The following is a 21,500-nucleotide window of genomic DNA, read 5'->3' as shown; positions in this document are numbered from 1 at the left end:
GTCACTTCTCCTTGTGGGGCTTGGACTCGTGGTTGCGGACGCTGGTCTCGGTGCCGGTGTGCGTGCAGCCGGGAACGGTGCAGCGGATCCAGCCCTGCTGCACCGCCGCGTCGGTGACGGACTTCTCAGGGCCGTAACCGTGGGCAGCGAGGAAGCGGGGGACGGTACCCCCGTACTCGGCCCTGATGAGCGCCGCTTCGGCGATCTTGTCGTGCCCCCGGGCGAAGAAGCTGCCGATGCCGGTTTCGGTACCGCACCCGCACCAGCACAGGCCGGTCGGGAGGAGGCGGTCGCTCACTTCTCGCCCTCCAGCAGTGCACCAATCGCGGCGATGGCGTCGGACACGCCCTGGTTGTATGCCTCGTCCTCGGGGGTGGCCGTGTCGTCGTGCAGGTACTCCCCGCGCGCCGCTTCGATTGCTTCGCGCAGCGCGTCAGTGCGGGTCAGGTTCTCGGCTTTTGCCATGTGACCAAGATAGCTATTCTTGGTTGTCAATCAAGATGAACTAGAAAAGATACGCCAGTCGCAGCACGCGGCACTCAGCCGTAGACTCGAACGCATGTACGACCTGCCGCCCGACCTGCCCCGCCTCCACACCCTCCGCACCTGGATCGCCCTCCAGCTCGACCACATCGACAAAGCCATCGCGGCAGCAGAGCGGGAGACGGCACCGGCACGGCAGCCCGCCGTCGAGAGGACCGTCGAACCGCCGCCCACCCCCGACTGGGGCATCACCCGGCAAGGGCGCGGCGCACCCGTCACCGAAATCCACCGAGGCGACTGCTGGGCCTACGCCGGGCGCATGGAACCCATCAGCCGGGAACAGGCGATTGCCGAGCTGCGAGCCGGGGTCCAGCCATGCGACGTCTGCCGACCCGAGCAGGAACTCCACCAGGCGCCGTGACCCCACCTGCGGCAACCGGACGACCGGCGCACCCTGGAACCATGAGCGCGCCGATCATCATCCACCGGCCCTCCCCCACCGGCGGCCGGCGAGTCACCATCCGGGGGCAGATCGCAGGGCTCGCCATGGGGGACGTTGACGTGATCGAGTTCCTGCGTCGGGCCGGGCTACCCGACGCCGAGCAGCTGCTCGACAACCCGCAGTGGGTTGAGTGGCGGGGAGGACGGGCGCACCGGTACGAAGCGGCTTAACTGCGTCAGGGCTCAAACGGCGTCAGGAGATCAGTCGTTGAGACGTCCAATACCCACGCCAGCGCAACGAGGTGGTCGACGGTTACGGCGGGCGACGACTGCCCATGGATCGACCCAGTTTCCATGCGCCTGATCTGGGTGTCTTGCAGTCTGATGCCGCGCTCTCGTAGGGCTTGCGAGAGCGCGGTCGAACTCATCCTGCGTGCTCGTCGCAGCCTTCGGATGTTGCGCCCGACCACCAGAGAGACGTGCCTCTCCTCGGGCGTATGGACTCGACTGGCGCCCGCGTCCGTAGTCACGAGCTCACCAAGGCTGATGCCGGTTCGACCTGCTCCTCGTCATGCGCGCGCAGCGCCTGCGAGATGGCGCCGACGCTGGGGTTCTTCCCTTTGTTCGAGCCCTCGGTGATGCGCAGGTGGGGCTGGATCTGCTTGAGGCTGTAGCCCTTCTCGCGCAGAGCGACCGCCTGAACGACTAGGGCCTCGGTCATCACCGGTCGCCGTCCCCCGATGCGGCCTCGCTTGCGAGCGGCGTCGAGGCCGTTCTTCGTCTTCTTGACAATGTCGCGCCGGCGATCCTCTGCCAGGGCCAGGGCCAGGTCAAGGATCAGGGAGCGTTCCTTGTGCTCTCCCGACGCGATGCCTTCGAGGACCTTGACGGCGATCCCCCGCTCGAAGAGGTCGTTGAGGACGATCAGCCCTTCGAGGAGGTTCCTCCCGAGCCGGTCGACTTCCTGGACGCAGAGCATGTCGCCTTCGCGCAGATACTCAATGGCGTCCATCAGCGCGGGGCGCTCCTCGGTCTGAAGCTTGCCACTGATTTTCTCTTCGAAGACCTTGATGCAGATCGGGTCGAGCGCGTCATGCTGTCGCTCGGTGTTCTGCTTGTCGGTGCTCACCCGGACGAGGCCAACTAGGGCCATGCGACTCCTCCTTCATTCAGCAAACGTCTTGCCAGAGTAGCTGAACGACTGAAGTAGATGAACGGGTTTCTGAACGATTCACCCTCGGGGAACGCAAGCCGGTTCATGATCGCATTCAGATTCAGCGATCGACCGTTTGATGAAGGGGTCCTGTGGGTGACACCCGTCCTGGCAGACTCACGTCATGACCACATGCACCACCTGCCGCCGCGAGTACGACGAGTCGGACGAGACGACAGTGAGGGAGCACACCGAGCCCGTGCACTGCTCGCAGTCGTGCCGTTGTGTCGGACGCCCGCGCTGCTACACGTGCCACGGCTCGTTCTGCTTCTGCGTCGAGCACTGATCGCGGACACGATAACGGGCCCCGCTCCGAGAGGAGCAGAGCCCGCCATACGGCATGTTATCGAGGGTCGTTACAGCAACTCGGCACCACGACGAAAGACTTCAGACTCCACACCTGTAGACAGGTCTACAGGACGTCTGTAGAGTGGTCTACAGATGAAGCGAAGGGCGCTTCAGGAGGGACCATCATGGGCATGCAGCGCCACGAGCTCGAAGCCTGGCTCGGCGACGACCACAACCTCGACAACGACCAGGCCGACGAACTCCTCCGCATCGCTGACGAGATTGAGGAGCAGTACCCCGACGAGGACGACCGCGACGACCGCGAGGCCGCCTTCACCGCTGCCTACCGCCTCATGATCGAGGCCCCGGAAGACCTCGTAGCAGAACTCGCCGCCGAACGCACCGCCGCCCGCCTTGCCGAACACAAGGCGCTCGTTGCCCTCCGGCAGGTCGCCGTCACCCGCATCGGCAACGGAGACGCCACCGAGGCCGGGTTCGCTCAGCAGGCCGGGATCGACCGCATGACCGTGCGGAAGTGGACGCAGGACCAGAAAGACCGCGCCCTCCTCGACCGCGCCCTCTTCGAACTCGTCCGCAGTCACGGCATGTCCGCCGAGGACCAGAACAAGCTTAGCGAGGCCATCAGCATCCGGGACACCAGCAGCCAGGCAACCACCCTTCTCGCCGCACTGCACACCCACAGCGTTGAGTACCTCTCCGAGGAGGCGCGAGCCCTCGTCGCCCGCGCCGAAAAGCGGGCCCGTCAGCTCGTCTGACCCAGTGCACGACGAAGCGCCCCGCTCTCGAATGAGAGCGGGGCGCAGGCGCGATGGCGCATTGCGAGTGGCCACCACTACAGTCCCGGCGCATGACCATCCACTGGGGCGACGTCGCCACCTACTCAACGACCGGCGCGAGCGCTGTCATCGCACTTGGGGCCTGGCGGTCCGCTGCCCGTTCGGCGCAAGAGGCCAAGAGGTCCGCTGACACCGCAGAGGATGTTGCTCGCATCGAGCGTGCACGGTGGCACTCCGACCTGACTCCCGTCTTCGAAGTGACGCTCGGCGAGGAACAGGGCGGTCGGGCCGGATTGGACGTTCAGCTCCTGCGTCCGCTCGGCCTCCAGCATCTCGACCGGATCGAGCTCTCCATCGCCAACAGTGACGACCTGGAGCGAACCGATCGATTTGCCGCAAGCCCTCCGCAGGAAGACCTTGACGCCCAGGTGTGGGGGCCGTTCCGCTTTGCCGCCGGAGCCGACGGCGCGGACGTCACCGGGCGAACCGTTACTCCTATCTCGCTGACCGTAGGCCGAGGTCGGCCGTTCTCCGTGGAGCGCACCAGGCCCCCTTACTGGCAAGAGGGTCCAGATCGGGAAGAGCGGTGGACGAGGCAGTGGGAGGACAAGCCGGTGAAGCTCGTGATCCGCTGCCGCAAGGAGGGGTTCGAGCCATGGGTGGTGCCCTACACCGTTGAGGTGCCGCCGCCCGTTCCGTCGCTTCACTAGCCGCCGCTCCCCCGAGCCTTGGTCACAAGTCCGTCACCACTGGAGACTGCCAGTCCCTCGTCGCTGTGGACGCGGTTACGGTCAGCGCTTCATGACCACTTGGGGGAAGCATGCGTTCTCGTACTGCCGTTGCCGCGGCCCTATTCCTCGTCGTCGCACTGGCCGGCTGCGGGGGTAAGTCGGACACGGCCAGCTCGCCGACCGCGTCGAAGGAGGCGACTGTCGCCGCGAGCACGCCGGCTGCGGAGGTCGACTGCTCGGACACGTCGCTGAGCCAGGCGGACTGGATGAAGTCCTGCTCGGAGGACGCCGACGGAACTGGGGGCGACGGGGGCCCAAGCGCGAACCTGGCGTTCGGGAAGCCCTACGCGTGGCCGGACGGATTGGAGGTCACCGTGCTGGACGCGACGGTGTTCTCCGACTGGAGCGAGTACGAGGAGCCCGACCCGAAAAGCACCGAGTTCCGGGTGCGGTTGCGGCTCGACAACAAGAGCAAGGCGCCCGTCGATCTGAGCGACATCACCATCATGGTCGACGGGGCGACGAACGGCGGCCAGTCGTTCAGCTCGGCGTTCGAGAGGGGCAGCGCCCCGCTGGAGGGCCGACTGGCCCCGGGGGTGTCCGCGGTGAAGACCGATGACAACGCCCTGGAGACGCGGTACGGGCGGGACGTGGTGGTCACGGTGCAGCGGACGAGCGACGACGGGATCGACGTGTTCCCCGAGTTCACCGGAACGATCAGGTAGGGAGCGCGGGGCTTCGCCGACGCCCCGGCCGAGCCCCGCACCCGTGCGCGACTCCGCGCCTGAGGTCACACGTCTTGGTTGATGAACTCGCGGGCCTGGTCCGGGATCGGCTTGGCCGCCGGCGGCTCCAGTCCAGAGGACCGCACCCATGTGGTCAGCCCTCGCACCCGGTCGATCAGGTAGGTGATGGCGACCCCAGCGCCCTCCAGACGCAAATCCTGGCGGTCAGAACTCTGCTCCAGCTCGTCAATCCGTCGGCCTTGCCGGTCCATCTCCTTGCGCATGGCGTCGGTGACGACGGTGAAGTCGTCACGCCGCTGGTCCCGCCGGGTACGCCGTGCTGCTCTGCCGCTCCACACAGCGGCTGCCGCCGATGCCACCCCCACCACCCCGCTGGACACTGCGGTCCACGTTTCGACGCTCATGGACTCACTCCAGTTTCTTGGGGCGCGGGGGTTCTCTCCACCCGGCCACCACGATTACCGGCACTGTGGCTACCGCCCAGATCAGTGCCGTGACCCACCCCCTTGCGTTGTCCCCGAGGGGCCACCAGGACACAAAGTAGGCGAGCATCCAGGGGACAACGATGAGCAGGAGGGCCGGGAATCCGACCCAGTCGCGGCCCTCTGGTAGGGCGGCCGAGAGCATCGCGGTGAGTCCGCAGACGATCCAGCCGAGGGCCCAAGCGTCGAGGGGTACGCCGTGCTGTAGCAGGAGCCGGATGCCGCGGGTGTCCGGCAAGGGCTCGACGAGTTGCCCGAACCCGTAGAGGGTCCAGAGTGCGCCGAAGGATCCGAGGAAGGCGCCTCGGCGGCCGAGGGTTCGGGCTACCCGTCGGGCTACGCGGCGTGGCATCTACACGCCTTCGAGCGTGGAGGACTTGGTCGGCGTCAGCGGGATGGCCGGGACCGGGGAGACCTGGACGCGGGTCAGGAGGGTGAGGGCGGTGAGGATGAGCATGTTGATGGCGCCGATGGTCTCCTGCGACACGTCGTAGCCGAAAGTGGCGACGAGCACGGCGCCCGCGGCTACGACGGCGGTGAACGCCTGGGGGGCGATGGGCCGGGTCATCGCTGCGGCGATGGCGCCGAGGATGGCGGTGGCGACGCCGACGATCGCGCCTGCGGTCTCGGCGGTGAGGCTTGTGATGCCGAGGGATACGACGAGGCCGAGGACTGCGGCCAGGGTGTTGAGGAGTACGACGGGCTCGCGGCCAAAGGTTCTCACGGGGGTCTCGTTTCTGCTGGTGGGGTTCAGGTGTTGGGGACTTGGAGCTTGTCCCAGGTGGTTTTGCCGGGCGGCCAGGTGGCGGCGCTCCCGGTGTAGCCGAGGGATCGCTGGTAGGCCTGGTAGGCGTCGACGTCGGCCTTGCCCAGCTTGGGTCCGGGGCCGACGGTGTAGTAGCGGCCGAAGCCTCGGGCGATGAGGCGTTTGCCCATGGCGGTGAAGATGGGGCTGGACTTGCCGAGGGCGGGGCGGGTGCCGTTCAGGAAGTACGAGGCGCCGGGGTACGGCTCGTACTTGACCGGCTTCGCCGGGGTCGTCGCGGCGGGGATGGTGGACGCCGGCCGGGGGGCGCCCTTCTGGACCCAGGTGTACAGCGGGCCTCCGGGGCATGCGGTGGCGTATCCGTCGCGGTGGCCCTTGATCTCGGTCCCGGCTCCGTGCTGGCGCAGGAGGTCGATGCCGTCGCGGATGGCGCCGAGCATGGCGTCGGTCGGCTCGGTCAGGCCGGATGAGCCGATGAGTCCGACGATTGCGTAGTGGGCGATGTTCAGCGGCTGGTTGCCGTTGGCGCCGGTTCGCTTTCCGATGCCGCGTCCTTCGAGGAGGTAGCCGTGGGGGCAGGCTGCGTAGTTGTACGCGACGTCGGAGTAGCCCTCGGCGGTGTTGGCGAGGTGGGACTTGCGTATCGCCTTCCACTCGGCGATGCATTCGGCGTGGTCGGTGAGCAGCTTGGTGCTGACCTCGGTGCCTTCGTAGTGGACCTTCACGCCTTTGGTGCTGGTTTGGGTGGGGGCGGCCGACGTGGGCCAGCCGAGTTCTGAGCGGGTGACGAGCTTCATGCGTTCTCCCGACAGCTGATTGACCTTTGAATCATAAGCTCTAAGTTCGATTATGCCTACGAATCCCAGGGGTTGGGGCTATGCTGCCCGTGGGTCGTCCGCTTCACCGGGCACCCCTGCGGCTGGCCTGGCCGTGCGGGTCTGGGCCAGCCGCCCCAACCCGCACCCACCCGCACGGGAGATCGCCATGAGCAACAGCCATGAGCCCCGCCCCATCACCGCCGCAGAGCTACTCCCCCTCGCCGTCGCCGCCGAGAGTGTTGATCACGGCTTCGCCCCCACCGAAAGCGCGATCGGGAAGTGCCCCACCTGCGGCTTGGACGTTGTCAGCGGCGACAGCTTCGAGCGGCCGTACACGCTCGATCTGTACTGGGTCGCCAACCCTTGCGGCTGCTTCTTCAGCGTCTCCGACGAGACTCTCGACGAGCTGCGGCAGGGGCTGGACAATCGGGTCGGCGAGGCGGGTGGTCTCAGTGCCTGACGTTCAGGGCCGTTGCCCGGCCTGCGATGGTGCCAGCCTGTTTCTCGGCGAGGGTGGGCATGTCACCTGCTCGCGCATCGACTGCGCCGCGCCGGATGCCGCTGACCAGCTGCTGCACGGCGAGGAGGAGGGGGTTCTCCAGCTCTTCCGAGGCGACTTTGGCACGCGCTTGATTCTCCGGGCCCTCGAAGCCGATGAGCCGTCCTCCAAAGAAGCCCAACTCGCGGGTGGTGCCGCGTGGCTTGCGCACGTCGCGGAAGGCCAAGCCCAGCCCTTCCGTGCAGCCTTCTCGTCGCTCCTACCGCCTACTCCCAAGGCCCCAGGGCAGCCGCTGGAGGAGGACTCGCGCGCCCCCTGTTGCGCGGGAGACGTCCTCGCCGCTCTCGGCCACCGGATACCGGAGGCTCTCGCCAAGGGCCTGAACCGCGACGACTACGCCCTCGCGCCAGACGCAACCGAGCCGCCCGTTGTCGGGACGGCACGCATCCAAGTGGACGTCGCCGTTGTCTCCTCTACCGCCGTCCCGGTCCCACTGGAGGCGTTCGATCGTTTGGTGCGGGTGGCGATGTGGGTGTCCCGTGGCCAGTCCATGGCGCACGTACCTGACCCGCTGATCGGCACCAGCTACCCGGACACCGCCGCACGGGCCGCTCTCGGGGCACTCGACGACGCCGGGCTCCTCGACACCTACCGTCAGACCGCCGAGGAGAGTTCGGATGCCTGAGCCGACCGACCCCATGACCGAACTCGCCCAGCAAGCTGCACAACTCCACGAGGTGTACGAGACCTACATACAGGCCGGGTTCACCGAGCAGCAGGCATTCGAGCTCACCAAGGCCATCACCGGGGCCGGATGATCTGCTCCGATTGCTCCGCCTACGACGGGCAGGGCAGCACCGACAACTCGCCCGTCGCCCATGACCAGTGCGGCACCCTGCGCGCACTCAACAACCCGGAGGCATCATGACCGCCCGCGACGAGCTACGCCAGGAGATGGTGCGCAACCACCTGTACATGACCGAGGAGCGGGCGGACGAGCTCATCGACGCCGCTCTCCAGGAAGCCGAACACAGCCGGGCCGCCGATGGGCCACCGATGGTCCCAGCTGCCGCGCTGCAACTGCTGCGCTTCATGGCCGAGCGCTGCTACAAGCGCGGCATCAACGACGCCCAGTACTTGCTCGGCATCGTGGAGCAGGCGATTGACGAGCACAAGGTGCGCGAGTACGTCGACGGTCTCGGCCGTAGCGAGTTGGAACTCCGCACGCGAGTCGAGATCGCGGAAGCCTCGGCCCGAGAACTCGGCAACTTCGTTGCCCGGATGCGTGGCGCCGGGATCATCGATGCCGAGGGCAAGATCGCGCCCTACGTCCAGGGGGTTCACGAAGCGGCGACGGGGCGCGTCCGCGTCCTGCATGAGCGGAGTCCATCCGGAGCCTGCGTTCACTGCTCGGCGAATGACTACCCGGACTACGAGGTCACCCATCCTTGCGCGACGCTGCGCGCGCTCGACAACTTGGAGGCGTCGTGAGTGATCCCACCGCAACCACGGTGCCCGCCCCGCCGGACGACTCGCCCTTTTGGGATGGCCCCCTGCATGGGCTCGTCAGGAAGTGGCTGCGGGCGAACAACATCGAGCCCCAGATCCCCCGCATGGGCATTACGGTCACGGGGCCGCCCGGCGAGCGCACCATCCACTACCGCGACTTTGTCCGCAACGTTGACGGCCACATCCAGGTCGACCCCAACGGCGAAGGTGAACCCCTCACGGAGAAGCGCGCCACGCCATGCCTTGTCGAACCGCCCGCCGAAGTGACGGGGGAGGCGTCGTGACCGCCCGGCCGCTCGCGGTCGGCGACGTCATCCACGGATTCGCCCACGGGGCGTTCGGACGCGACCACTACCACTGCGTGCGCGTCGAAGCCGTCGGCCCGGACTGGATCGTTGCCCGCAATCCTGGCGAACCGGACTGGGCGCCGTCCTTCGCTTCAAGTACCGAAGAGCTGGGACTATGCGCGCAGGCCCGCGACGAGGGTCACCAGACGCCCTGGGGTGAACCCGTCCAACCATGCCCGCTCGCTGGCAAGGTGACGCCCACCGAGCCGCTGATGGACGTCTTCTTTGTAGCCGCCGACGGGAGGACCATCGTTCACGGTTCGGTCATCGAGATCGGCGACGACGGCACCCTCACCGTCCGAAGCCGCCAATAGTGCCGTAGACGCGTAGACTTGGCGCCGTCGGCTCCGCCAGCTCGGAGTCGTGATCAGACAGAAGAGCCACCGCCCCCTCCTGGAAAGTCGAGGCGGTGGCTTTCTGCTTGCCTCAGCCGCGCACGACAGCCATGGTGAACCCCTGCCCGTAGGCGCCCCGGTACTGATCCGGCGTCCACGCCCGGCCTCCCGCGAGGAACACCGGCTCCACCCGTGCCCCGCCCGGCGCGGTCTCGTCGGCGACCAGCACCCAGCCCGCCACCGCGCCACCCGGCGGCGTCCCCGCCGTGTCCGTCCCATACGGGACGGACACCTCCACCAGGTAACCCGGGGCCGCATCCACAAGCGCCGACACGGCCCCGACCGGCGACCCCGGCTCCACCAACGCCGGCATCAGAGCTGCGTGATGACGAAGTTCCGAAAGTACGGGCGCGTCGTCACATCCGTGACCGAGCCGTTCGACAGGCCCAGGTAACCGCCCCGGTACGTCGTGTCCGCGACCGCCCCCGTTGTCCAGCCAGCCCCGTCCGTGCGCTTCACCTCGACCGTCGTCGGGGTGACGTTGATCTGGAACGACATGGCAGTGTCGGCAACGGGCGCCGTGGTGGCGATCGTGGAACCAATCTGCGTGCCGCTCGTCGACCCGGCGGTGTGCCGGTACAGCTGCATCTGACCGTTGCCGCGCAGCACCATGTGGTAGCCGCCCGACGCGTTGCTGTTGGCGAACCGGTAGGCGTCGTCGCTGACCTTGCCGAAATAGAACCCGCCATGGAGCGTCGCATCGGCAGGGAGCACCTTGTATTTCATGTCGAACGTGATCCGGTACCCGCCCGCACCAGCCTGCACCGGCGCATAGGTACCCAGGCCGTAGGACTGGTTCGGTACGGCGGCGATACTGACCCAGCCGACGTCCGGAGGCGGGGCGAACTGGAGGGCGTAGGTGGGGTCGTAGTCGATCGTCGGGGTGCCCCCAGACTCCTTCACCTGGAGGTCCCAGCGGGAGGCGGTGCGCTGCGGGAGCGCCGTCGACACGTAGCGGGGGTCCGACGACATGATGCCGACGACACCGAAGCCGGTCAGCCGGGCAACCTGGGAGCGCCTGTAGACGGGCCACGCGAAGACCGGCTTGCCGCGCGCCACGACCTGCTGGACGCGCAAGTCGGTGAACGTCGTCTGGACACCCCAGTAGTCGACCATGGAGTCCTTGCCGTCCATGGTGGCGTCAGTGGTGCCAGTGTCGAGGTACACCCACGTCCGGTAGCCGCGCGACTTGGCCCACGGCAGTGATGCGGTCCCGATGTGCGCCTTCCAGACCACGCTGCGCGGGGCGTGCGGGTAGTACGTGTCGAGCAAGTTCTGGAGCGGGACGACGGCGTCGTTGCCCTTAGCCTCCAGCAAGATGATCGTTGCCCCGAGGAACTCGTCCAGCACCTGCCGAAGCGGTACCAACGGCTGCTCCGCCCAGCCGGCGCCCAGCAAGGGCTTGCTGACGGTCAGCACCTGCTGGCTGATCTCCTCGGTGGTGAACGTGTTGACGTTCCCGGTCCGGTTCGTGGTGCGATCCATGGCGGCGTCGTGAATGCACCACAGTTCACCGCTGGCATCGACGTTGACGGACACCTCTAGTGGGTACCCCTGAGCCGACGACGCACGGTACCCGGCCATTGTGTGCTCGGGCCGCACCATGCCGCCGCCCCTGTGTGCGAAGAAGCGCGGGGCCAGTGCCGTCGCCCCCGCGAAGTAGGTGTCGACCGTCTGGATCGCGGACGGCAGGTACAGGGCTGCGGCGGCAGACGCGGAGGCTGTCACTGCGGCACCCTGGGCTGCCGCCGCCTTCGCTGTCGCGTCGTCGGCCGCTGCTGCCACCAGCCCGTCCAACTGGCCGGCGAAGGAAGCGACGACGTCGGCGGGGACCATGGCGTACCGGCGCCCGTACCCGAAGTCCACGAAGCACGCGGTCGCTCCGTCGGGGCCGTAGAACGCGACCGCCCCGTCGATGGCTGCGACGACAGACGCTATGGCGCTGCCGTTGATGTCGAGCAGGTCGGTGAGTTGGGTGCCGCCCGTGACTGCGTCCCAGACCGTGCCGGTCGCCCCAGGGCGGAGCAGGAGCTGGTTCCCGACTCGTTCCATGGCGTAGTCGCTGGTGGAGCCGCCGAAGAGGTGGCGCATGGGGGTCCTTCCGTGCCGTTCAGGCGGTCCAGTAGGTGCCAGTGAGGGTGAATTCGTCGCCGCTGCGGATGTTGTACGGCGTGTTCGTGGAGACGTTCTGGGAGTTCGGGATGGCGGCGATGGTGCTGCCGTTCTGGACCGGGTAGCGGATGCGGGCGATCCGGGATGTGGAGTCCGTGGGGAACGTCAGAGCGTTGCCCTGGGCCGATCCCTCGCCGTTGCCGGAGTTCAGGTGCCAAATGAACAGGCTGTGGTTGGCGGTGGTGCACGGGTATCCGGGCGGCAGCGTGACCTGGAGCGGATCGTCGTAGCCCGGCGGGTTGCCTGTGGGGGCCAGCTCGATGGTGAGGTCGACGCGCCGCCCCATGACCTGGTAGCGGCCGGCGTTGAGGGAGTTGGAGCCCCAGTTGACGGTGTTGGCCCCGCACGTCCAGACGGGCGTGTACGTGCCCTCCTCTACTCCACCGGTGGCCAGCCATTTCCAGTCGGCCCCGTCGCCCATGAAGAGGCCGGTTCCCTCGACGAGGAGTTGCCCTCGGGCGCTGGGTCGGCGTGCGCCCGGCACCGAGGGGGCGACCCCCCGGCCTGTGAACCACCGGCGGTCCAGCACGTTGGTGGTGGTGACCACGGATGATCCGGCGGCCACGGTGCACTGTGCCAGCGGGATCTCGTAGTCGCCGGTTTCGTCGGAGGCGAGGGTGGGGGCGCTGGTCCCACCGGTCCGGTAGACGACGCGAACGGTTTTGCTGCTCATGCTCGCGCGCAGCACGACCATGTCGATACGGGCGACAGAGCCGGCGTTCGCGGTGACGGGGACGCTCTTGACCGTGTCGTTGCTGTAGTAGAACCCGTTCACGAACGCTTCGCCGATGGCCAGGCTGACGTTGCCGGTGCCATTGCCGGTGACCTTCAGGGCGGTGCTGGTGGGGCCGTCGCCGTGGACGCCGTCCAGGCCCCATCGGCGGGCCATGCGGGACCATTGGGACTGGGTGGCGATGGGGCTGCCGTCGAACGGCGCGCTGAATTCTGCCATCAGGCGGCCTTCCTCGTCTTGAGCCTGCCCACGTCGCGCTTGACTCGGGCCAGGTACTGGTAGATGCGGGCGACTGTGTTGTTGCCGTCGTCGGAGCCGACGGCGGCTTTCACGGTGGTGCCGTCCGCGGCGGTACAGGTGAGGGTGACCTCGCGGACGACGTCGGTCATCCACGAGTCGCGGACCTGTGCGGACACGGTGTCGCCTACCTGGTAGTCGCGGCCGTACCGGAGGAGCGGAATGTCGATGGGGCTGATCGTCAACGAGCCCTGCCCGGCCCCCGCGGTGAGCGCCTCCTCGGCGGCCTGGTCCATCTGTGCGGTCAGGTCCACGGAGGCGGTGTCGACCGAGGTGAGGTCGACGAACTGCTCGATGACCTGCGCAGGGAACAGGGGATCGACCCGGTCGTAGGTCTTGCACTGACGCGGTGACGACTGCCCGCCGGCCACGACGAGAGCGCGGGTACAGGTCGGCGGGGTGGTCGTGTACGAGGCGTCCAGAAGGTTCCCCAACCCGAAGCTGAACCGGGCGGTCCCAGATCTGTCGGTCGGTGCGTACACCTGGAATTGCAGCCCTGCTCCGACCTGGACCACACGGAATCCGAGTCCGGCTGCGGAGGCGAGGTCTTGCAGGACTGCGAGTAGGCCGTCGAACTGGTTGACCTGCCGGGTCACGGCCAGCCCGCGGGCACCATCCGCCGCGAGGGTGAGCAGCGGGTTACGGCGGCCTGTTGGAGCGCCGGGGCCAGCGTTCGCGTTGACGAGTGCCCGCATCGCAGTCTCGGTCTTCACCGCACTGATCTTGTAGACGGTGTCGGCCTGTGCCCCAATCGCGGCGGCCGGGTTGGGCCAGCAGGTGTACTGAGCGAGGACTACCGTGTCGCTGACACCGCCGACGGTCAGTTTGCCCGTGCCGCCGTCGGAGTCGGAGCGGGACCAGTCGACCGTGCGGATCGGCCCGGAGTCGACGAGGTCACCTGCTGCCGTTCGGATGATGAGCCCGTTGCCCTCGACGAGGAGCTCGGCCTTGTCGGAGTCGGCGCTGAGCTCCATCGTGTACGCGCCGATCGCGTTGTACCGGGGCACGATGGTCAGGGACGTGTAGTCGTCGACCTGTCCGACGCGCTGAAGCGCAGGGTTGCGCACGTAGACGCGGAGTGCGGTGTCGTCCATGGGTCTCCTCCTCTCAGGCGGCGAGGTAGCGGGGCTGGTAGGTCATGCGGACGCTGGTAGTCGAGGTCGACCCGGCGACGGTCAGCGTGAGGTCGTTCCGGTCGGGCTCCAGCGGCCACAGGGTGGAGTCGTCGGAGAGGTTGGGCCACAGGTTCGTGACCCCGTTGAGGAGCGCGGTCTGGCGGCGTTCGCGGGTGTCGATGACGACGGTGTCCGTGCCGGTGAGAGTGCGGGTGAGGACGAGGGACTGGCCGGTGGTGGTGTTGGTGAGGGTGGCGCTGGTTGCCGGGCCCTGGATGGTCCAGATCGGGTAGGCGTCGTCGTCACCGTCGTTGTCGACGGTGACCGAGCCGAGCACCTGGGAGTCGCCGACGGTGAGCGGCAGGAACGGGTAGAAGTCGCCGCCCGTGCCGTTCCTCCACTCTGTGGCGACCTCTCCCCCGGTCCAGTACGGGGAGGGGGCGGCGAACACCAGCGCGGTGATACACCAACGGGCACCGGCGGCGTCGAGGGACTCGTCGCCTTCCATGCCGTCGGTGTAGAGGACGTTGATGCTGCGCGAGGACCCGTCGGGCTGGGTCAGAGTGAGGGTGCCAGCGCCGCGTTTCGGGTTGAGGGAGCGGATGAGGGTGCGCCGCCGGGCGAGGTAGGCGGCCCGGCTGTCCTGCGCCCAGAACGCCACAGGCAGGGTGATCGTCTTTCCCTGCGCGCGAACCTGCCGCACTTCGTAGCCGTCGATGCCGGGCGACTCGTCCTGGGTCATCGCGTAGGACGGCATGTCCAAACCCTTGGCGCCGGGCTGGAGGAGCCACCCGTTTTCCCAGTCGGTCAGCATCGTCACGGCGCCCGCCGGGTCCGTGAAGCTGACCTTCGGCATTTCGACGAGCCGCTGCGGCCATTCCCACGGGGCGGGCGGATCAGTCGGGGTGACCGTGGGTGTGACGAGGATCGGCATGTCAGTTGACCCCCACTACGGCGGTTCGGTAGAGCATTTCGTCCGTGGCGAGGGCGTCGAGGATGCTGCGGCGGGGGGCGACCTCGGTCACTCGGGCGTTGTAGTGCAGGTGGCGGTCCCCGCCCTGGGTGTTCGTCGTGTTGACCTCGGTGCGGGCGACGGTGGCTGCGGCGGTGGAGCGGACGGTGTTGGCCATGGCGGCGGCAGCCTGTGCGGCCTGCGGGATCGTGTCGCGGACACCGCCCGCGTAGCCGAGGCCGGTGTACCTGCCGAGCGTGTGCAGGACCCTTGAGGGCGACTTGATCTGGAGTTCTTTTTTGATCGTGGACTGGACCTTTTTCGCTAGGTCCGTCATCGCCTTGACGATGGCCGACTCCTGGGCCTGGAGGCCGGTGAGGAACCCCTTGCCCGCCATCGAGCCCGCGTCGTACATGGCGTTCGCGGCGGACTGCCCGTAGGACGTGGTCGCCTTCCCGATCGCCGCCTGCGTCGCGTTGATGCTTTTCAGCTGGGCGTCAGTGGCCTTGACGAGGGCCGCCGCATACGGTGCGCCCTGCTCGGGGCCAGCCTGGATGAGCTGACTGATGAGATCCTTCGACAGTCCGCGCTTCCCCAGAGTGGCGAGGTTCGCGGAGAACGCCGTGAGCTGGCCGAGGCGGACCTTGAGGCCGCTGAGGATGCCGTCCGCACCGAACGGGAGGCCACTGTCCGGGAGGCTCGTGAGGGCGGCAAAACCGCTGGCGTTGGTGGCGGTCTCTGTCGCGAACGTCTTCGCGTCGGCGATCTTCGCGAGGAGGCCGTCTCGCTGCTTCGACAGGGACTGGAGCTGTGCGGACTGCGCCTTGAGTGCCTTGATCAGCTTGTCATCGAGGGTGGTCTTGACGCCCTTGAACGCATTCCGCACCGCAGTTGCGACCTGCGACATGGCGGTGTTGATCGCGGATGCGGTGCCGGAGAGTTGCTTGAGGAAGTCGCCGCCGACGCTCGCCTTGATGGGCCCGGTGTCGATGGATCGGCCGCCGACTCGGATGACGCCGCCCGTCGCGTAGCCAGCCGCGCGCCGGAGGCCTGTGAAGACCTGCACCCCGCCGCCGACGATGCCGCCGGTCGCGTACCCACCGATCCGGTTGTACGCCGCGGACAGCGACCCGTACCGGGACAGGGCGTACTTCATAGAGGCGTAGATGTTCGCCATCGGGTCGACCGAGACCCCGTACAGTTTCGGCCCAGTTTTGAGGTACTTGCCCGCGAACGCCTCGAACGTCGGCTTGATGACCTGCATCAGCCCGACGGACGGCGTGCGGTTGATCCAGTTGACGTCGCTGCGGTTGACAGCGTTGGGGTTACCGCCGGACTCCTGGTTCATGCGGCGCAGCGTGGTGTTGACGAGACTGAGGGACTGGCCTACCTGACCAAGGGCCTGTGTCACGACACCGCGGAACCGCTCGACACCCGTACCAGCGTCGCCTCCGGTCCCGCCTTCGAGGTAGCGCATCGGGTCGACTGCCCGCCCGTTGACGCGCGCTTCGAGGTGAAGGTGCGGGCCGGTGGCGTTGCCGGTGGCACCCACCTTGCCGATGACCTGGCCGCGGGTGACACCCTCGGTGGCTTTCGCAACCATCGCCGACATGTGGGCGTACAGCGACGACAGGCCGCCACCGTGGTTGATCTCGATGTGCTTGCCGTAGGGGCCGCCATTGACGGCCTGGCGGACCATGCCGGAGTCGACCGCGTGGATCGGCGTCCCGGTCCGGGCGGGAAAGTCCAGGCCAGTGTGCCGGCCCGACGACCACATGAGCCCCGCCTGCCCGAACGGCGTGCCGTAGGGGACGTTGACCGGCTTTAGCCACTGCCCGGTCCCCTCGACAATGTCTTTGCCGCGGATGTAGTCGATGGCCTTCTCGATGAACCCGATCGGAGCGGCGCCGATCATGCCCGGGAAGGTGTTCTTGTTCGAGCCCAGGTTCTTCGTGATGCCGGTCTTGATCGGCTTGAATGCTGCTTGGGCGAGGTCGGCGAGGCCACCGCGGGCGATGTCGGCGCCCTTGTGGAGGACGCTGCTGACGGCTCCGGTGATGCCGTCGAAGATGCCGCCCTCGGCGAAGCCGCGGAACTGGCGGAGGGAACGCCCCCGCATCGCCGCCTGGTTCACCGCGTGGAGCCGGGCCCGCTCGTAGGGGTCGCGCATCGCTTCGGATACATAGACACCCTCGCCGCGCCGCATCGGCACGAGCTGATCGTCGCCCTGCCACCAGCGGGAGAAGCCAGCAAGAACACCCCCGCGCGCTCGGCCATGATCATTGATCCCGCCTCGCGCGAATCCCTTCGGGAGCGCCATGGCCTTCATGTCCGCGACGCCGGGGATCTTGGCGGCCGTGGCGTTCCAGACCTTCCGGATTCCGCCGTTGTACACCGTCTCGATCCAGAATCGGACAGGGGCTTTGACCAGGTCTTTTAGCCCGTTCCAGACTTGCCCGATGCCCTTCTTCAGGGTGTCGAACGCGGACGTCAGGCCGTCGGCGAAGCTGTCGAACCCCTTGCGTACCTGCCCCCAGGCGACGGAGGCGATCGTCTGGACGGTGCCCCAGAGAGACTTCCACGACCCGGCGATCTTGGTGTTGATCCAGTTGAAGATGCGGAGCGCACCGTCGCGAAGACTGGTGAACCAGTGGATGGCGCCGTTCACAATGTCGGGGATGATGCTGTGCCCGAGGAGGACGTCGTACAGCCACGCGAACCCGGCGGCGATCTTTTCCGTCAGCCACTTCACGGCGTCGATGCCGGGCTGAATGTCCTTGCGGAGGTCCCGCATCGACTGGATGAACAGGTCCATCGCCGGGATGACGACGCGCAGGATCACCCAGGTGGCGAACTGCGTCAGCAACATGGTGAGCTGGATCAGCGGCGGCAGCAACGGCATGATCGCGGGCAGCAACTGGACGAAGAACTCGGTTCCCAGGAGCGCGAGTTGCGGCAGCAGCGGAGCCAAGGCGACCAGAATGTCGCCAATGGATTTCCCGAGCTGCATCAGCGGCGGCAGCAGCATCGGGATGATCGGCAGCAGTTGCTGGAGCACCTGCTTGAACGCCACTGCATACTGCGTGGCCAGTTCGTTGATGACGGCACTGAGCCCCTCGATGATGGGGCGCAGGACCGGGCCGAGCATCCCCGCGATCTGCGCGATCACTGGGGCTAGCTCGTTGAAGACGAGGATCAGCGTGTCGAACACCGGGGTGAGGAGCGGCAGCAGGTCGGCGATCAGGTTCCCGAGGACCGGCAGCAGCGGCGAGACCGCCTTCACCAGTGCGATGACTGCCGTGGTCACAACGAGGAGGACCGGCCCCAGGGCTTTCGCGACCGGGAGCAACGCCTCTCCGAGCGTCTTGAAGAGGTCCGCGATGGCGGGGCCAAGGAGTTTGGCCATCTGCGTTACCACGGGGGCGAGGGCCGCGAGGACCGGCAGTACCGCCTGGATCGCCGCACCAAGGGCGCCGGCGAGGAGAGACGCGACCGACTGAACCGCCGCAAAGATCGACTTGAGGGCCGCCTGCACTTCCGGCAGGGCGGTGATCCGGCGGAGTTCGGCGAGGGCCGCACCGACGACGCCGAAGAAGTCGCCGCCCGCTTCGGCTGCTGCGCCCATGATGTTCTTCAGGACGCCGAACAGGTCACCGAGGACGTGCCCGAACTGGATGGCCACGTCCAGCGCAGTGTTGATGGCATCGGTGAGCGCCCCGGACTCCAGGCCCTTGGCGAGTTTGCCCATGACCCGGTCGATCGCGGACCCGGCACCAGCGGTGATCCGGTCCCAGGCGGGCCCGGCCGCCACGGTGAGCTGGGAGAGGCCGGTGACGATCTGGCCGGGGATGCGGGTCAGGTTGCCGAGGCCGTTGCGGATGACGTCGAAGGTGTCCTTGAGCTGCCCGGTCTTCGCTAGGTTTTCCACGGCGGTGAGGGCGTTCTTCCCCATGACGTTCAAAGCCCCGGCAGTACCGGCAAGGCCTGAACGGACCGCGGGGAGGGCACTTCCCGCCACCTGCCGCAGCCGGTCACCGATCCCGGCGAACAGCCGGTCCTGTACATCGAGCTTGAGGGCATCCCAGGCCGGTGCGAGGTCCCGCAGGATGTTCACGAAACCGCGGGCGTTCGGCGAAAGCTTCGCCATCGCCTGATCCAGTTTCGACGTCTGCGCCGCCGCGTTCGCCTGGGCGTCCGCGACGGCCCGCGCCGCATCAGCAACAGCCCGGTGGGCGTCGGCGAGGTTGCGCTGCTGATCGGCGACCTGCTCGTTAGCGGCCCGGATGCGCTCCTGGGCCTGCACCACGGCATCAGATCCGGCGACCCCGGCCTTGTTCGCGGCGGCGGTGTCGACCTGGAGGCGCTTCTGCTGCCGGGACTGCTCCTCGGCGGATGCCTTGGCTTGATCCAGGGCGAGTTGGGCCTGCTGGATCTGTAGCTGCGTGGCCGTCGGATCGGTGCGGGTGGCCTGCAGGTCGAGTTCGGCCTGCTGTACGTCCAGGGCCGCTTGCTTCTGGTCCAGTGCCCCCTGTCGGAGCTGGTGGTTCATGTCCTCCAGGTCGCGGGCGGCCTGGCGGCGGGCAACGGACAGTTCGGCCTGCGCTTGTCGTGCAGCGCGCTGTGCTTGCGACAGGTTCCGTTCGGCGTCAGCGACACCGCGCTGGGCGTTCTGCAGCCCGCGTTGGGCGGACTCCACCTGCCGTGTCGCCGTGGCTGCGGCTTTCGCCTCGGCGGACGTGTCGGCGAACGCCGCCTTGATCGCGTCACCAACACCCGACAGGCCGACCTTGATGGCGCCGAACGCTGCACCGAGGGTCAGTACGGCCGGTGCGGCGAGAGCGGCGAGCGGCCCCAGCTGGACCAACGCCGACCCCAGGGAGGCAACCTGCGGGAGGGCGGCGAGGGCTGCCCCACCCAGCATCACGAAGCGGCTGGACAGCAGCCCCAGGCCGCCACTCGCGCCGCCACCGCCGGACCCGAGGCGCCCGAGAGTCCCGGTGAGCGCGGCCAAGCCCGTCGCGCGGATACGGACGTTCGCGGTGCGGTCACGGGTGAGGAACCGCAGCGCCGTGTTCGCAGCGGCGGTGTCCGCTTGGGCGGTGACCCCGACCGTGCGCCTGCGGGTGAGATTTGCCAAGTCGTTCGCTGCGACCCGGGTATCGACGTCGACCCCGACGCGCACCGTGCGCCGGCGGATCAGGTTCTGGATCTCGTTCGCCGCGACGCGCGTGTCCACCGACGCCCGAATGTTGACAACCCGGTCGGCGGTCAACCGGTCCAGCTGCCGCTGCGCTTGCCGGTAGGCGGCGTCCTGCACCTTCGGCAGAACATCGACGGCCACGGACCGGCCGAACGCCGAAAGCTTCGTCGACGCCGCACTGTCGTCGACGTCAACCCGGAACTTCACCACCCGGTCACGAGTCAGGCGGGTCAGGCCGGCCGTGGCGGCCTTGTCGTCGAGCTCGGCGGTGACCTTGACCGTCCGGTCCGCGGTGAGCCGGCGCAGCGCGGCCGTCGCGGCGGTGTCGTCGACATCCGCCTTGACCTTCACCGTGCGGGCCCTGGTGAGATCCCGGAGCCCCGCCTTGGCCATGACGTCGTCAAGGTCGACACCAACCTTGATGCGGGGGTGCATCTTCGCAACCGCTGCATTCAACTTGCGGGTGATGGTGTCGCCGATGACGTCACCGGCCCGCTCAGCAGCGGGCCTGACCGCCTTGGGGAGTCTCTCGCGGAGTTCCGAGCCGAACCGTGTCAGGTCCGGGATCACCGAGACCCGGGTGGATCCGACGAGTGTCGGCTCGGCCATGCTGCCCTCCCCTACTGGTGCGCTTGGAGCTCTCGGATTCGTGCGTTCCAGACGTCGATCGCGTCGCTGTCCGGGTTCCTGCCTGGCGAGAAGGAATCGAGGACCCTCTCGTGGTACGCGGTGATCGCTGCCGCCTGCTCCTCGGCGGCGGCATCAACTGCCAGGCGGGGCGGGTCGATGGTCGCCATGTCCGGTGGGCTGCCCTTGAGGTGGGCGGCCCACATGACGCGGATCAGCAGCAGGACTGCGTTGTACGTGGCGGCGGCTGCATAGGTGTCCTGGGTCCAGCGGCGCCCCTCTTCGTCCCCGGCGAGCGCTGCTTTCGTCGCGGAGTCCTCGGGAAGGTGCTCGATCAGGTCTCGGAGCTCAGCCCAGTTCATCGAGCCGTCGCCCCAGGACATGGCCCAGAACTCCTCTAGGCGGCGACCGGGGTAGTACCGCTGGAGGTCGGCACGGACGGCCCCTGCGTGCTCTCGGAGGAGCTGGAGGAGCCGAATCCTTCCCCCTGGTCGGTGCCCGCCTCCTCCCCCATCTCGTCGATGATCGCCTTGAGTTCGCCGACGGTGAGCTGGGCGACCTTGACGAGGTCGTCGAACGCCTCGGGTGGGGAGGCGACCTTGCGGAGGACGCTCAGGTTCGTGTTGCCGGCGTCGCCTTCGACGGACTCGATGACGTCGATCGGCCAGTGGTCCTGGGTGAGGAACGAGCAGGTGCGCTCTTCCGGGACGGCCCCTTCGGGCTGGTCGCCGATGAGCGGCATTTCGAAGATCACGTCGACGTACTTGAGTCCGGCGGTCTGGGCGATCTGGGCGCGCATCTGCTGGAGGCGGATGACCTTGCGATTGGGCTTGGACATGGCTGGGGTTCCTTCTCAGGCGGGGGCGGGGCGGGGGCTGTCAGGTGGTCC

Annotated in this window: 27 protein-coding genes and 1 pseudogene; 13 read left to right on the top strand and 15 right to left on the bottom strand. The window is 67.8% G+C overall.

Translation table 11 applies throughout. The features are described from left to right. Position 1: 1 nt before the first annotated feature. Together ACFYPN_RS16390 and ACFYPN_RS16385 are read right to left on the bottom strand one after the other, a co-directional pair. On the bottom strand, positions 2-298 hold the full coding sequence (locus ACFYPN_RS16390) for a hypothetical protein (RefSeq protein WP_389298798.1): 297 nt from the start codon (positions 296-298) through the stop codon (positions 2-4). Beyond that, positions 295-465: a hypothetical protein gene (locus tag ACFYPN_RS16385; RefSeq protein ID WP_389298796.1), complete on the bottom strand. Its 171-nt coding sequence runs from the start codon at positions 463-465 to the stop codon at positions 295-297. Before ACFYPN_RS16385 ends, ACFYPN_RS16390 begins: the two co-directional genes overlap by 4 nt. Positions 466-559: 94 nt before the next feature. Between ACFYPN_RS16385 and ACFYPN_RS16380 the strand changes: the two genes are divergently transcribed. Together ACFYPN_RS16380 and ACFYPN_RS16375 are read left to right on the top strand one after the other, a co-directional pair. Next, positions 560-904: a DUF6233 domain-containing protein gene (locus ACFYPN_RS16380; protein ID WP_389298794.1), complete on the top strand. Its 345-nt coding sequence runs from the start codon at positions 560-562 to the stop codon at positions 902-904. A 41-nt stretch (positions 905-945) separates the two neighbouring features. Beyond that, on the top strand, positions 946-1,155 hold the full coding sequence (locus ACFYPN_RS16375) for a hypothetical protein (protein WP_389298792.1): 210 nt from the start codon (positions 946-948) through the stop codon (positions 1,153-1,155). Between the two features lie 295 nt (positions 1,156-1,450). On the opposite strand, the gene ACFYPN_RS16370 is transcribed toward ACFYPN_RS16375, so the two are convergent. After that, positions 1,451-2,077 (bottom strand): recombinase family protein, encoded by a 627-nt coding sequence (locus ACFYPN_RS16370; RefSeq protein WP_389298790.1) that lies wholly within the window; start codon positions 2,075-2,077, stop codon positions 1,451-1,453. A 184-nt stretch (positions 2,078-2,261) separates the two neighbouring features. On the opposite strand from ACFYPN_RS16370, the gene ACFYPN_RS16365 reads away from it, so the two are divergent. From ACFYPN_RS16365 to ACFYPN_RS16350, 4 genes are all read left to right on the top strand, one after another. Beyond that, positions 2,262-2,423 carry a hypothetical protein gene (locus ACFYPN_RS16365; protein ID WP_389298788.1) on the top strand — a complete coding sequence of 54 codons (162 nt, stop codon included), beginning with the start codon at positions 2,262-2,264 and terminating at the stop codon, positions 2,421-2,423. A 187-nt stretch (positions 2,424-2,610) separates the two neighbouring features. Then, positions 2,611-3,201 carry a hypothetical protein gene (locus ACFYPN_RS16360; RefSeq protein ID WP_389298787.1) on the top strand — a complete coding sequence of 197 codons (591 nt, stop codon included), beginning with the start codon at positions 2,611-2,613 and terminating at the stop codon, positions 3,199-3,201. Between the two features lie 92 nt (positions 3,202-3,293). Next, complete coding sequence (locus ACFYPN_RS16355; RefSeq protein WP_389298785.1) at positions 3,294-3,932, top strand: hypothetical protein; 639 nt, start codon at positions 3,294-3,296, stop codon at positions 3,930-3,932. Between the two features lie 110 nt (positions 3,933-4,042). After that, positions 4,043-4,678 (top strand): hypothetical protein, encoded by a 636-nt coding sequence (locus tag ACFYPN_RS16350; RefSeq protein WP_389298783.1) that lies wholly within the window; start codon positions 4,043-4,045, stop codon positions 4,676-4,678. A 65-nt stretch (positions 4,679-4,743) separates the two neighbouring features. On the opposite strand, the gene ACFYPN_RS16345 is transcribed toward ACFYPN_RS16350, so the two are convergent. Genes ACFYPN_RS16345 through ACFYPN_RS16330 form a run of 4 tightly spaced genes read right to left on the bottom strand, consistent with a single transcriptional unit; the run spans position 4,744 to position 6,744 of the window. After that, on the bottom strand, positions 4,744-5,103 hold the full coding sequence (locus tag ACFYPN_RS16345) for a hypothetical protein (RefSeq protein WP_389298781.1): 360 nt from the start codon (positions 5,101-5,103) through the stop codon (positions 4,744-4,746). A 4-nt stretch (positions 5,104-5,107) separates the two neighbouring features. Further along, positions 5,108-5,533, bottom strand: coding sequence for a hypothetical protein (locus ACFYPN_RS16340; protein ID WP_389298779.1), 426 nt, complete (start codon positions 5,531-5,533; stop codon positions 5,108-5,110). Beyond that, positions 5,534-5,905 (bottom strand): hypothetical protein, encoded by a 372-nt coding sequence (locus ACFYPN_RS16335; RefSeq protein ID WP_389298778.1) that lies wholly within the window; start codon positions 5,903-5,905, stop codon positions 5,534-5,536. Between the two features lie 26 nt (positions 5,906-5,931). Continuing rightward, entirely contained in the window at positions 5,932-6,744 is an 813-nt protein-coding gene (locus tag ACFYPN_RS16330; RefSeq protein ID WP_389298776.1) for a peptidoglycan-binding protein, read from the bottom strand. A gap of 187 nt (positions 6,745-6,931) precedes the next feature. Between ACFYPN_RS16330 and ACFYPN_RS16325 the strand changes: the two genes are divergently transcribed. From ACFYPN_RS16325 to ACFYPN_RS16295, 7 genes and pseudogenes are all read left to right on the top strand, one after another. Next, positions 6,932-7,225, top strand: a complete 294-nt coding sequence (locus tag ACFYPN_RS16325) for a hypothetical protein (protein ID WP_389298774.1) — start codon at positions 6,932-6,934, stop codon at positions 7,223-7,225. Continuing rightward, a pseudogene (locus ACFYPN_RS16320) lies at positions 7,209-7,346 on the top strand (DUF6085 family protein); the annotation flags it as partial. The gene ACFYPN_RS16325 and the pseudogene ACFYPN_RS16320, both read left to right, overlap by 17 nt. Positions 7,347-7,814: 468 nt before the next feature. After that, entirely contained in the window at positions 7,815-7,949 is a 135-nt protein-coding gene (locus tag ACFYPN_RS16315) for a hypothetical protein (RefSeq protein ID WP_389299010.1), read from the top strand. Continuing rightward, positions 7,942-8,082: a hypothetical protein gene (locus ACFYPN_RS16310; protein WP_389298772.1), complete on the top strand. Its 141-nt coding sequence runs from the start codon at positions 7,942-7,944 to the stop codon at positions 8,080-8,082. The genes ACFYPN_RS16315 and ACFYPN_RS16310 overlap by 8 nt, the downstream gene beginning before the upstream one ends. A gap of 106 nt (positions 8,083-8,188) precedes the next feature. Beyond that, positions 8,189-8,755, top strand: a complete 567-nt coding sequence (locus ACFYPN_RS16305; RefSeq protein ID WP_389298770.1) for a hypothetical protein — start codon at positions 8,189-8,191, stop codon at positions 8,753-8,755. Then, a complete protein-coding gene (locus ACFYPN_RS16300) occupies positions 8,752-9,057 on the top strand; it encodes a hypothetical protein (RefSeq protein WP_389298769.1) in 306 nt (101 codons plus the stop codon). Before ACFYPN_RS16305 ends, ACFYPN_RS16300 begins: the two co-directional genes overlap by 4 nt. Next, positions 9,054-9,434 carry a hypothetical protein gene (locus ACFYPN_RS16295; protein ID WP_389298767.1) on the top strand — a complete coding sequence of 127 codons (381 nt, stop codon included), beginning with the start codon at positions 9,054-9,056 and terminating at the stop codon, positions 9,432-9,434. Before ACFYPN_RS16300 ends, ACFYPN_RS16295 begins: the two co-directional genes overlap by 4 nt. 112 nt (positions 9,435-9,546) lie before the next feature. On the opposite strand, the gene ACFYPN_RS16290 is transcribed toward ACFYPN_RS16295, so the two are convergent. From ACFYPN_RS16290 to ACFYPN_RS16255, 8 genes are all read right to left on the bottom strand, one after another. Then, the gene (locus tag ACFYPN_RS16290) at positions 9,547-9,747 is read right to left on the bottom strand and encodes a hypothetical protein (RefSeq protein ID WP_389298765.1); all 201 of its coding nucleotides are present in this window, start codon (positions 9,745-9,747) and stop codon (positions 9,547-9,549) included. Between the two features lie 80 nt (positions 9,748-9,827). Further along, positions 9,828-11,606 carry a glycerophosphodiester phosphodiesterase gene (locus tag ACFYPN_RS16285; protein ID WP_389298763.1) on the bottom strand — a complete coding sequence of 593 codons (1,779 nt, stop codon included), beginning with the start codon at positions 11,604-11,606 and terminating at the stop codon, positions 9,828-9,830. 19 nt (positions 11,607-11,625) lie between these two features. Continuing rightward, complete coding sequence (locus tag ACFYPN_RS16280; RefSeq protein WP_389298762.1) at positions 11,626-12,639, bottom strand: hypothetical protein; 1,014 nt, start codon at positions 12,637-12,639, stop codon at positions 11,626-11,628. Then, entirely contained in the window at positions 12,639-13,811 is a 1,173-nt protein-coding gene (locus ACFYPN_RS16275) for a siphovirus ReqiPepy6 Gp37-like family protein (protein WP_389298760.1), read from the bottom strand. The genes ACFYPN_RS16280 and ACFYPN_RS16275 overlap by 1 nt, the downstream gene beginning before the upstream one ends. A 13-nt stretch (positions 13,812-13,824) precedes the next feature. Further along, entirely contained in the window at positions 13,825-14,766 is a 942-nt protein-coding gene (locus ACFYPN_RS16270) for a phage distal tail protein (RefSeq protein WP_389298758.1), read from the bottom strand. A 1-nt stretch (position 14,767) separates the two neighbouring features. Beyond that, a complete protein-coding gene (locus ACFYPN_RS16265) occupies positions 14,768-20,593 on the bottom strand; it encodes a peptidoglycan DD-metalloendopeptidase family protein (RefSeq protein ID WP_389298756.1) in 5,826 nt (1,941 codons plus the stop codon). Between the two features lie 11 nt (positions 20,594-20,604). After that, on the bottom strand, positions 20,605-20,994 hold the full coding sequence (locus ACFYPN_RS16260; RefSeq protein WP_389298755.1) for a hypothetical protein: 390 nt from the start codon (positions 20,992-20,994) through the stop codon (positions 20,605-20,607). A 14-nt stretch (positions 20,995-21,008) separates the two neighbouring features. Then, positions 21,009-21,449, bottom strand: a complete 441-nt coding sequence (locus ACFYPN_RS16255) for a hypothetical protein (RefSeq protein WP_389298753.1) — start codon at positions 21,447-21,449, stop codon at positions 21,009-21,011. Between the last annotated feature and the right edge of the window lie 51 nt (positions 21,450-21,500).

Origin of the sequence: Streptomyces sp. NPDC005576 (assembly GCF_042871745.1) — a bacterium.
GTDB lineage: Bacteria > Actinomycetota > Actinomycetes > Streptomycetales > Streptomycetaceae > Streptomyces.
This window is presented reverse-complemented; position numbering and strand designations above follow the sequence as displayed.

Excerpts from the sequence above, each read along its gene's own strand:
- ACFYPN_RS16285 (WP_389298763.1), bottom strand. The coding sequence starts at position 11,606 with ATGCGCCACCTCTTCGGCGGCTCCACCAGCGACTACGCCATGGAACGA.
- ACFYPN_RS16370 (WP_389298790.1), bottom strand. The coding sequence starts at position 2,077 with ATGGCCCTAGTTGGCCTCGTCCGGGTGAGCACCGACAAGCAGAACACC.
- ACFYPN_RS16330 (WP_389298776.1), bottom strand. The coding sequence starts at position 6,744 with ATGAAGCTCGTCACCCGCTCAGAACTCGGCTGGCCCACGTCGGCCGCC.
- ACFYPN_RS16340 (WP_389298779.1), bottom strand. The coding sequence starts at position 5,533 with ATGCCACGCCGCGTAGCCCGACGGGTAGCCCGAACCCTCGGCCGCCGA.
- ACFYPN_RS16275 (WP_389298760.1), bottom strand. The coding sequence starts at position 13,811 with ATGGACGACACCGCACTCCGCGTCTACGTGCGCAACCCTGCGCTTCAG.
- ACFYPN_RS16345 (WP_389298781.1), bottom strand. The coding sequence starts at position 5,103 with ATGAGCGTCGAAACGTGGACCGCAGTGTCCAGCGGGGTGGTGGGGGTG.
- ACFYPN_RS16360 (WP_389298787.1), top strand. The coding sequence starts at position 2,611 with ATGGGCATGCAGCGCCACGAGCTCGAAGCCTGGCTCGGCGACGACCAC.
- ACFYPN_RS16255 (WP_389298753.1), bottom strand. The coding sequence starts at position 21,449 with ATGTCCAAGCCCAATCGCAAGGTCATCCGCCTCCAGCAGATGCGCGCC.
- ACFYPN_RS16355 (WP_389298785.1), top strand. The coding sequence starts at position 3,294 with ATGACCATCCACTGGGGCGACGTCGCCACCTACTCAACGACCGGCGCG.
- ACFYPN_RS16315 (WP_389299010.1), top strand. The coding sequence starts at position 7,815 with ATGGCGCACGTACCTGACCCGCTGATCGGCACCAGCTACCCGGACACC.
- ACFYPN_RS16310 (WP_389298772.1), top strand. The coding sequence starts at position 7,942 with ATGCCTGAGCCGACCGACCCCATGACCGAACTCGCCCAGCAAGCTGCA.
- ACFYPN_RS16325 (WP_389298774.1), top strand. The coding sequence starts at position 6,932 with ATGAGCAACAGCCATGAGCCCCGCCCCATCACCGCCGCAGAGCTACTC.
- ACFYPN_RS16305 (WP_389298770.1), top strand. The coding sequence starts at position 8,189 with ATGACCGCCCGCGACGAGCTACGCCAGGAGATGGTGCGCAACCACCTG.
- ACFYPN_RS16380 (WP_389298794.1), top strand. The coding sequence starts at position 560 with ATGTACGACCTGCCGCCCGACCTGCCCCGCCTCCACACCCTCCGCACC.
- ACFYPN_RS16365 (WP_389298788.1), top strand. The coding sequence starts at position 2,262 with ATGACCACATGCACCACCTGCCGCCGCGAGTACGACGAGTCGGACGAG.
- ACFYPN_RS16265 (WP_389298756.1), bottom strand. The coding sequence starts at position 20,593 with ATGGCCGAGCCGACACTCGTCGGATCCACCCGGGTCTCGGTGATCCCG.
- ACFYPN_RS16385 (WP_389298796.1), bottom strand. The coding sequence starts at position 465 with ATGGCAAAAGCCGAGAACCTGACCCGCACTGACGCGCTGCGCGAAGCA.
- ACFYPN_RS16270 (WP_389298758.1), bottom strand. The coding sequence starts at position 14,766 with ATGCCGATCCTCGTCACACCCACGGTCACCCCGACTGATCCGCCCGCC.
- ACFYPN_RS16280 (WP_389298762.1), bottom strand. The coding sequence starts at position 12,639 with ATGGCAGAATTCAGCGCGCCGTTCGACGGCAGCCCCATCGCCACCCAG.
- ACFYPN_RS16350 (WP_389298783.1), top strand. The coding sequence starts at position 4,043 with ATGCGTTCTCGTACTGCCGTTGCCGCGGCCCTATTCCTCGTCGTCGCA.
- ACFYPN_RS16375 (WP_389298792.1), top strand. The coding sequence starts at position 946 with ATGAGCGCGCCGATCATCATCCACCGGCCCTCCCCCACCGGCGGCCGG.
- ACFYPN_RS16260 (WP_389298755.1), bottom strand. The coding sequence starts at position 20,994 with ATGTCCTGGGGCGACGGCTCGATGAACTGGGCTGAGCTCCGAGACCTG.